Origin of the sequence: Asanoa sp. NPDC050611, assembly GCF_040654855.1 — a bacterium.
Lineage (GTDB): Bacteria > Actinomycetota > Actinomycetes > Mycobacteriales > Micromonosporaceae > Asanoa.
In genome coordinates this window covers 1-7,628 of the sequence record NZ_JBFAIU010000354.1, presented here as the reverse complement: position 1 = coordinate 7,628, position 7,628 = coordinate 1, and the positions used below count along the sequence as shown (strand labels likewise).

7 protein-coding genes are annotated in these 7,628 nt (G+C 71.8%); 2 read left to right on the top strand and 5 right to left on the bottom strand.

Annotation, left to right across the window (positions count from 1 at the left end; all coding sequences use genetic code 11):
- Positions 1-226 (top strand): alpha/beta hydrolase (locus tag AB0H87_RS34675; RefSeq protein ID WP_360155577.1); only part of this gene is annotated, 226 nt, incomplete at its 5' end.
- 73 nt (positions 227-299) lie between these two features.
- On the opposite strand, the gene AB0H87_RS34670 is transcribed toward AB0H87_RS34675, so the two are convergent.
- The 4 genes from AB0H87_RS34670 to AB0H87_RS34655 all read right to left on the bottom strand — a co-directional run bounded on the left by AB0H87_RS34670 (position 300) and on the right by AB0H87_RS34655 (position 4,974).
- Positions 300-1,589, bottom strand: a complete 1,290-nt coding sequence (locus AB0H87_RS34670; RefSeq protein WP_360155574.1) for a hypothetical protein — start codon at positions 1,587-1,589, stop codon at positions 300-302.
- 14 nt (positions 1,590-1,603) lie between these two features.
- The gene (locus tag AB0H87_RS34665) at positions 1,604-3,187 is read right to left on the bottom strand and encodes a hypothetical protein (protein WP_360155571.1); all 1,584 of its coding nucleotides are present in this window, start codon (positions 3,185-3,187) and stop codon (positions 1,604-1,606) included.
- A gap of 424 nt (positions 3,188-3,611) precedes the next feature.
- Entirely contained in the window at positions 3,612-4,271 is a 660-nt protein-coding gene (locus AB0H87_RS34660) for an MBL fold metallo-hydrolase (protein WP_360155568.1), read from the bottom strand.
- Between the two features lie 10 nt (positions 4,272-4,281).
- Positions 4,282-4,974: a maleylpyruvate isomerase family mycothiol-dependent enzyme gene (locus tag AB0H87_RS34655; RefSeq protein ID WP_360155565.1), complete on the bottom strand. Its 693-nt coding sequence runs from the start codon at positions 4,972-4,974 to the stop codon at positions 4,282-4,284.
- Between the two features lie 89 nt (positions 4,975-5,063).
- Between AB0H87_RS34655 and rsgA the strand changes: the two genes are divergently transcribed.
- Entirely contained in the window at positions 5,064-6,119 is a 1,056-nt protein-coding gene (rsgA, locus tag AB0H87_RS34650; RefSeq protein WP_360155562.1) for a ribosome small subunit-dependent GTPase A, read from the top strand.
- Here rsgA and gsmA read toward each other — a convergent pair.
- Positions 6,116-7,219, bottom strand: a complete 1,104-nt coding sequence (gsmA, locus tag AB0H87_RS34645; RefSeq protein WP_360155559.1) for a sporangiospore maturation cell wall hydrolase GsmA — start codon at positions 7,217-7,219, stop codon at positions 6,116-6,118. The two genes, rsgA and gsmA, sit on opposite strands and share 4 nt — an antisense overlap.
- Positions 7,220-7,628: the final 409 nt, after the last annotated feature.

Below are 7,628 nucleotides of genomic sequence, written 5' to 3'. Positions count from 1 at the left end.
CGAGGTGTCGCGCTGGTTCACCACCGAAACCACCGACGCGGTACGCGTACCCACCGGCTGCACGGTCTTCCCGAAGGAGGTGCCGCGCCCGTCCCGCCGGGCCGCGCAGTGCCGCTTCCCGAACATCGTCCACTGGGGCGAACCACCACGCGGCGGCCACTTCGGCGCCTGGGAGCAGCCGGCCCTGTTCGTGGCGGAGCTGGAAGCGTTCGCCTCACAACTCTGAGGCCCTCGCTTCACGACGAGACCTGGACCCGGCGGCAGCACGCCCACCGGGCCCAGGAGCTCGACCACCGCCGTCAGGGCCGGACGGTCACGCGGTCACAGCCGTAGAACGCGACCATGGCGCCGGCGAGCCGCAGGCGCCCGTAGACGCACGCCGAGGTGTCGCCGACCGTCAGGCCGTCGGTCTTCGGGTCGAAGTGCAGCATCGCGTCGGTGTCCCGGTCACGGGTGCGCTCGTCCAGCTCCTCGACGTTCTCGGGGTGGATCCTGCCGTGCCGCTCCCGCGCGCCGAGCCCGGCCAGGATCCGGGACGGTGCGGCGAGCCGCAGCGTGGACCAGTCGATCGTCGTCGCGTCGACGGCGACCGGGTTGCCGTACTCGCCGGCGTTCGTCGTCAGCACGCCGACCGGCAGCACGCCGTCGTTGAGGTTGACGACGTTCTCCGCGCTGCCGGGCTTGACGTTGACGGTCGCCGGCACCGCGCAGGTCACCCCGAGCGTCGCGGAGCGCACGTCGTTCGCCGGCGCGGCGTCGACGACGGACGGCAGCTTCGCCGTCACCCGGGTGGTCGCCGTGAGGTTGACGGTGCCGGGTTGGGTGCAGGTGACGGTGTACGCCTTCGTCAGGCGCTGCGTCGTGCCCACCGCGACCGGCACGTCCGTGGTGACCGGTGCGGCGTCGGCGATCGTGAGGCCGGCGCCGGCCGACACCTCGCGGCGGACGCGGGCGTCGGTCGGCCCGTCCGGGCCGTTGTTGGCCACGTCGCTGGCCACCGTCACCGTGATCGGCTGGCCGAGAACGCCGAACAGCGGCGCCGACGGCTCGACCGCGGTGATCGCGAGGTCGCTCTCCTTGCAGTCCGGGTCGCCCGGATTGGCGCCGCAGAACGTGCGGATCGGTGCGGCCAGGTCGACGGTCACGACCTCCTGGTTCAGGCGTACGTCGGTGACGGTCATCGCGGCCAGCGCGGGACTGAACGGCACGATGAAGTTGCCCGTGCCGCTGGAGCGGACGCCCTTGCTGCCGTTCGGCCCGCCGTCGAGTCGCCACAGTGGACTCCAGGCGTTGATCCGGTCGACCTCGGCGCCGTCGACGTCGGTCAGCCGCAGCCGCAGGATCGGTGGCTCCCCGGAGTGGCCCCGGGCGCGGGACGTGGTGACGGTGGTCGACTCGACGTGTGCCTGGGTGCGGCTGTCGAACGTCACCCGGGCGACGACCGCCTTTGCCGGGTCGGCGTCGAAGTCGAACACCGGCAGCGGGATCGTCGCCGGGTCCGGTGGCGGCGGCGTGGGATCGGCGAACGCGGCTGGTCCCGCGATCAGCAGGAGTCCGGCGGCCGCCACGAGCACGATTTTGCGTACCATCGCTGTCTCTCCTCTCAGCACTTCGCGATGCGGCAGTCGCCGAAGATCAGGTTGAACCGCCGGATGTCGGCCGCGTTCGCCGGACCGTTGTCGTTCATGACGTCGTCGTTCATGAGTCCGGTGGTGAGGTCGCCGGGCTCGGAGGTGTACCAGACGTCGCCGTCCTCCTCGAGCGCGCGGCACGCGTCCCGGACGCGACCGAGGTTGGGTGCGTCGGTGTCGCAGCCCTCGTCGCCGGTGAGATCCTCGTAGACGTTCGGCGCGACCTCGTTGTAGAAGTACGCGGCGTCGCAGCAGTACTCGTCGGCGAGGCCGAACGGCACGTGCCCGATCTCGTGGCGGACGACCCCCATCGCGTCACCCCGCGCGAGGTTGACCGCGGCGATGTGGTCGTCGGGCATCCCGAAGTCCCGCTGGGCGGCCTTGCGGTGCAGGATCACGCCGACGTCGGCGAAGGCGAAGATCTCGTCCCACAGCACCGGCAGTTCGTGGTCGTCGCCGGTGGCGAAGTCGACCGACTTACCGGTGTTGTCCTGCAGGAGCCAGACGTTGAACAGGTCCTGGTTGGCCAGGTACGGGTCGAAGCCGTAGATCCCGCTGTTGAGCGCGAGCGCGACGTCGGCCTGGAACATCGGGTTGCGCCCGACCGGGCCCGGGCCGGTGTAGGTGTCGCTGTCCGCGATGAACACCACGTCGATCCGGCTGCCCTGCCCGCCGGTGTAGGAGATCGGGACGGCGGGCTTGGGGAAGGTGAAGTTCGGCGTCGGATCACCCACGGTGGAACGGCGCCAGCCGGAGAAGATGGTCGTGCCGCCGGACGTGGGCCGGCAGCCGTACGTGAAACTCGGTGCCGTCGCGGTCAGATTTCGGGTGAAGGTGCCGACGCCGGAGGTGGTCTGCCGATCGGTCGGGCTCAGCCAGATCTCCAACTGGTTGGGCACGATGGTGGGGTTGAGCGCACCGTCGAGCGCCGTGGCGGTGACCGTGACGGCCTCGCCGGGCTGCGGCCAGGCGGGCGTGTGGGTGCACCGGATGCGCAGTCCGGGCGCGCTCGGCGGCGGATCGACGGCGACGGTGACGGTCAGCTCGGCGCGGTCGTCACCGTTGCCGGACCGCACGATCGGGGTGCCGCACGCGATCGGGGCCTCGCCCTCGACGCTGACGTCGCACGGCGCGACCCGCACGTCGGCGAGGAACGCGGTGGCGGCGGTCGGCGACACGTCGTACTGGTTGTCCTCGAGGCAGAAGCCGCCGTCCTCGTCCCAGGCCTCGACGACAACGGGCAGGAAGGCCGCGCCGTCCTTCTGCGGCAGCGTGGCGACGTCCAGGTTGGGCACCGAGAACTCCCAGTCGGGGAGAATGTCGGGGATTCCCTCCCGGTCGTCCTGGTCGTCGGTGTCCTCGTTGTTGAAGGCGACCCCGTTTATCCAGACCTTGACGTACCAGTCGACGCGGCCGCAGAGCCCCTCGTCGTCACTGGACAGCGCGTTGATCCGGTTGACGGTGACCTTGGCATTGACCAGCGGCGCTGCGCTGGCCGGCGGGCTGGCCACCACGAAAACCCCGCTCATCAGTGCGAGCGCGGCAAGCACGGTCATGAAGCGTCGTCGCACGTTTCCCCCCTCCTCGTCGGGATCCCCGATGGGTCCCGCCCAGGCGGAGGAGGTCCGCCCGCGGTTGATACCTGTCACCCGGCGTCCGCAATCGGACTGAGCAGTGGTGGGCGGTGCCGCCGATCGTCCATCGTGTACGCATGGAGGCGGCGGCGAGTTGGGCCTCGGCATCGTCGGCGTCCTGGTGGCCGTGAACATCCGCGGCGACGTGCGGCTGAAGGTGGCGGAGCGCCGCCTGAACGCTTACGAGCGGCTATGGGCGGCGACGAGCGTGACGAGCCCGTACGGCGCGCCGCTGGACGCCGCAGGCCGGGCAGCACTGCACGAGAAGCTCACGAACTGGTACTACGCCAACGGCGACGGGACCTCAACCGCAAACCCTGGCGCACGGCAAAGGCACGATCCTGATCTACCAGCCGCGGGCGCGCCATTCCGGGACCGACGGGCGTTCGGCGCCCAGGGTGGAGTCCTTGCCGTGGCCCGGGTAGAACCACGTCTCGTCCGGTAGCGCGTCGAACAGCTTGTGTTCCACGTCCCCGATCAGCGACGCGAACGCCACCGGGTCGTCGTGGGTGTTGCCCACCCCGCCCGGGAACAGGCTGTCGCCAGTGAACAGGTGCGGCGAACCCGACGGGTCGCGGTAGAGCAGCGCGATCGAACCCGGTGTGTGGCCCACCAGGTGGATGACCTCCAGCTCGCAGTCCCCCACCGGGATCCGGTCGCCGTCGACCACCGGTGACGTCGTGATCGGCAGGCCCTCGGCGTCGTCCGGGTGGGCCAGCGCCCGCGCGCCCGTCGCCGCGATGACCTCTTCCAGGGCCACCCAGTGGTCCATGTGCTGATGCGTGGTCACCACAGTGGACAGCGGCCGGTCGCCGACGAGCTCCAGCAGGCGCGGCGCCTCGTTGGCGGCGTCGATCAGCAGGAGGTCGCCGTTGGACAGGCACTCCAGCAGGTAGGCGTTGTTGTCCATCGGGCCCACCGACAGCTTCGTGATGCGCAGGCCGGGCAGTTCGCGGACGGCCGGCGCGCCGCCGGGTTCGACGTTGCCCGTGTATGACGACGACATGGCTCTCCCGTTACATCCAGGCGGGTGGGGTCGGCAGGGGGCCGGCGGGGGTCACCGACAGGTCGGCACCGGGCGAGCGGCCGGTCAGCCACGCCGCGAGGGCGCAGGCCGAGCCGGAGACGACCGGGCCGCCGGTGCCGACCGAGAGCGGGTGGCCGGCGTCCGACGGCTGCAGCACCAGGGGGGTCGAGAGGCCGCTGACCACCTCGTGCAGCAGCCGGTGGCCGAACCAGTCCGGCCAGTCCCCCGGGCCGTAGCCCGCGGCCAGGTCCACGTGGTGCACCTCGACCTCGCGCAGCCGCCGCCAGACGCCGAAGACCGCCGCCTGGGGTTGGCCCGGGACGTCGAGGATCGTCGACCACTGCGCCGGGGTCAGCGCGGCGGCCGCCGAAGAGTAGGCCGACGCCGACTCGCGCAGGTCGGCCAGGTGCACCGCCGCGGGTCGGGAAGCGAAAGCCTCGATGTCCGTCTCGCGCTGGCCCGGCTGGTACTGCGGGGTCACCACCCCGGTCCGCGCCCAGGTCAGCAGGTTGCGCATGCCGTCGGCGTTGCGGGCCACGTGGGCCAGCACATGTCCGCGGGTCCAGCCCGGCAGGGCCGAGGGGGCCGCCACGGCGGCGTCGTCGAAGGTGGCCGCCGTCGCGATCAACCGCTCCGTCGCGCGGTCGACCTCTGCCATGAGGGCCAGCGGGTCCGTGCTCACGAGGCAACCCTAGTCGGTACGCCGCGGAGAATTCGGTTTCGGCCCCCTCCCGCGCGGCCTACCGTCGATGCCAACGACGAAAGGCACCCATGACCTTTGATCTCGCGTCCCTCGGTTGGGACGCCGCGTACGCCGCCGACCTGCCGGTGCTCGACGCCGACGTGGTTCCGGGCCGGGTGGCCCGGGTCGACCGCGGCGTCTGCACCGTGCTGTGTGCCGGCGGGCCCGTCCGCGCCAGTCTCGCCGGCGCGGTGCTCGCGGCGGCGTCCCGTGACCCGGCCCGGCTGCCCTGCGCGGGCGACTGGGTGCTGGTGCGCGCCTGGCCCGACGACCGGGTCACCATCGAGGCCGTGCTGCCCCGGCGCACCGCGATCGTGCGCCGCACCGCGGACAAGGACGCTTCCGGTCAGGTCCTGGCCGCGAACCTCGACGTCGCCGCGGTCGTCGAGCCGCTGGAGCCCGCGCCCGACGTCGCCCGGATCGAACGCTTGCTCGCGCTCGCCTGGGACTCCGGCGCCCGCCCGCTGGTGCTGCTGACGAAGTGCGACTCCGTGCCCGACCCCGCCGCGGTGGCCGCCGACCTGGCCCGCGCCGCGCCCGGCGTCGAGCTGCTGCCGGTCAGCTCGCGCACCGGCGCCGGCCTCGACCAGATCCGGCCGCTGGTCGCGCCGGGCCGCACGCTAGGGCTCCTCGGTCCGTCCGGCGCCGGCAAGTCGACGCTGGTCAACGCGCTGGCCGGGGCGGCGGTCATGGCAACCCGCGCGGTACGCGAGAGCGACGGCAAGGGCCGGCACATGACCACCTACCGGGCGCTGGTCCCGATCCCCGGCGGTGGCGCCGTGCTCGACACACCGGGGATGCGCCAGGTCGGCCTCCTCGAGGGCGCCGCGGGCCTCGAGCAGGCGTTCGCCGACGTGGCCGAGCTGGTCGCCGCGTGCCGGTTCGCCGACTGCGCCCACGAGGCCGAGCCCGGGTGCGCCGTCCGCGCGGCGCTCGAGTCGGGCGAGCTCAGCCCGCGCCGCTGGGAGAGCTGGCAACGGCTGCGCCGCGAGGTGGCGTACGAGACCCGCCGCCGCGAGGCCCGCCAGGCGGCCGTGGAGCGGGCCCGCCTGAAACAACGCCGAATCCGCGACGCCAGGGCCTAGCTCTGCGACGAACGCGACTTCGGGTCGTACTTGTAGAGGTCGTACGACTTCATGATCTTGATCAGGTCATTCGCGTACGAGGGCGACGTCGCGTACCCGGCCTTGTGGATCTCCTTGGCGAACTGGTTCGGGTTGTTGCTGTACTTGAACGCGTTGTTGTAGCGGTCGTTCACGGTCAGGAAGTAGCCGTGGTCCGCGAACGACGCCGTCGCGTCCTTGTACGCCCGGAACGACGCGGTCGTGTCATAGCACTTGCCGTTCTCGCACTCCTGCGTCGCGTAGGTGCGGCAACCCAGCGCGATCGTCCCCGGCGACCCGAAGCACTTGATCCCGAAGTAGCTGTGGTCCCGCCGCGTCAGGTAGGACCGCGCCCAGCCCGACTCCAGGATCGCCTGCGCGATGGTCACCGACGCCGGGACCTTGTACTTCTGGAAACCGAGCTGGGCCGGCTTTGCGACGCGGGCGATGAACTGCGCCGCCCCCGACGGCGGCACCGTGGGTGGCTGCTGGCCGCACCAGGGCAGGGTCGGCAGTCCTTTGCTGTACGCGACGAGCGCGTCGCTGACGTACCGGCCGTCGGTGAGCTTGTTCCAGGCGTTCGTCGTGCGCACGTGGCCGGTCACCTTCTGGCCCCACACCTGGCACTCGACGGCGAGCTTGGCGCCGTTGGCCAGGGTGCCGAGCAGCTTGTTGGACGTGCTGGCGCCGTTGCGCACGTTGACCCGCCCGCCGCCGCTGCTGACCGTCGAGATCGTGGCGCCCTTGGCGCTGCACCAGGGCAGCGTGGGCCGCGACGGCGACCAGCGCAGGTAGCCGTCCGAGACGTAGCGGCCGTTGGAGAGCCGGTCCCAGTACGGTGTGGCGCGCTGCGTGCCGGCGATCTGCTGCCCGAACTCCTGGCAGACCACGGTCACCTTGCTGCCGTCGGCGAGTGAGCCCGTGCGCGTGTCCGCTGTGGACGGTCCACTGCGGAGGTTGAGCGGGCCGCCGGCGGCGACGGTGGCCGTCGGGGCCGCGGCCGCCACGCCGGGCAGCAGCGCGACCGCCGCCGCGCCCGCCAGGACGCCGGCCACCAGAGCGCGCATCAGAACAGAGCTCACCGTCGGTCCCCCTTCGGAGCTGGCCCTCGACGACTCGCGCCGCCATCGGCCAATTCAGGCTATTTGCCCAGAAATGAGACCGGTGTGGAAAGTGAGGAAGTCGCGAAGCAAAGTCATAAAAATCCGGTTTGTCCGGGTGTACGCGCAGCGGCGCGCACGTTCCCCGGGACCGTCACCGGTCAACGAGCTTGGGCCGTCGACAATCGGTCCGCACACAGCACGATCGGCACGACGCCACCGCGACGCGCGAAGGGCGACGCCACTGCGAGCGCGAGGGCGCGATCCCACCGCGATGCGCGAAGCGCGACGCCACCGCGAGCGCGAGGGCGCGATCCCACCGCGATGCGCGAAGCGCGACGCCACCGCGAGCGCGAGGGCGCGATCCCACCGCGATGCGCGAAGCGCGACG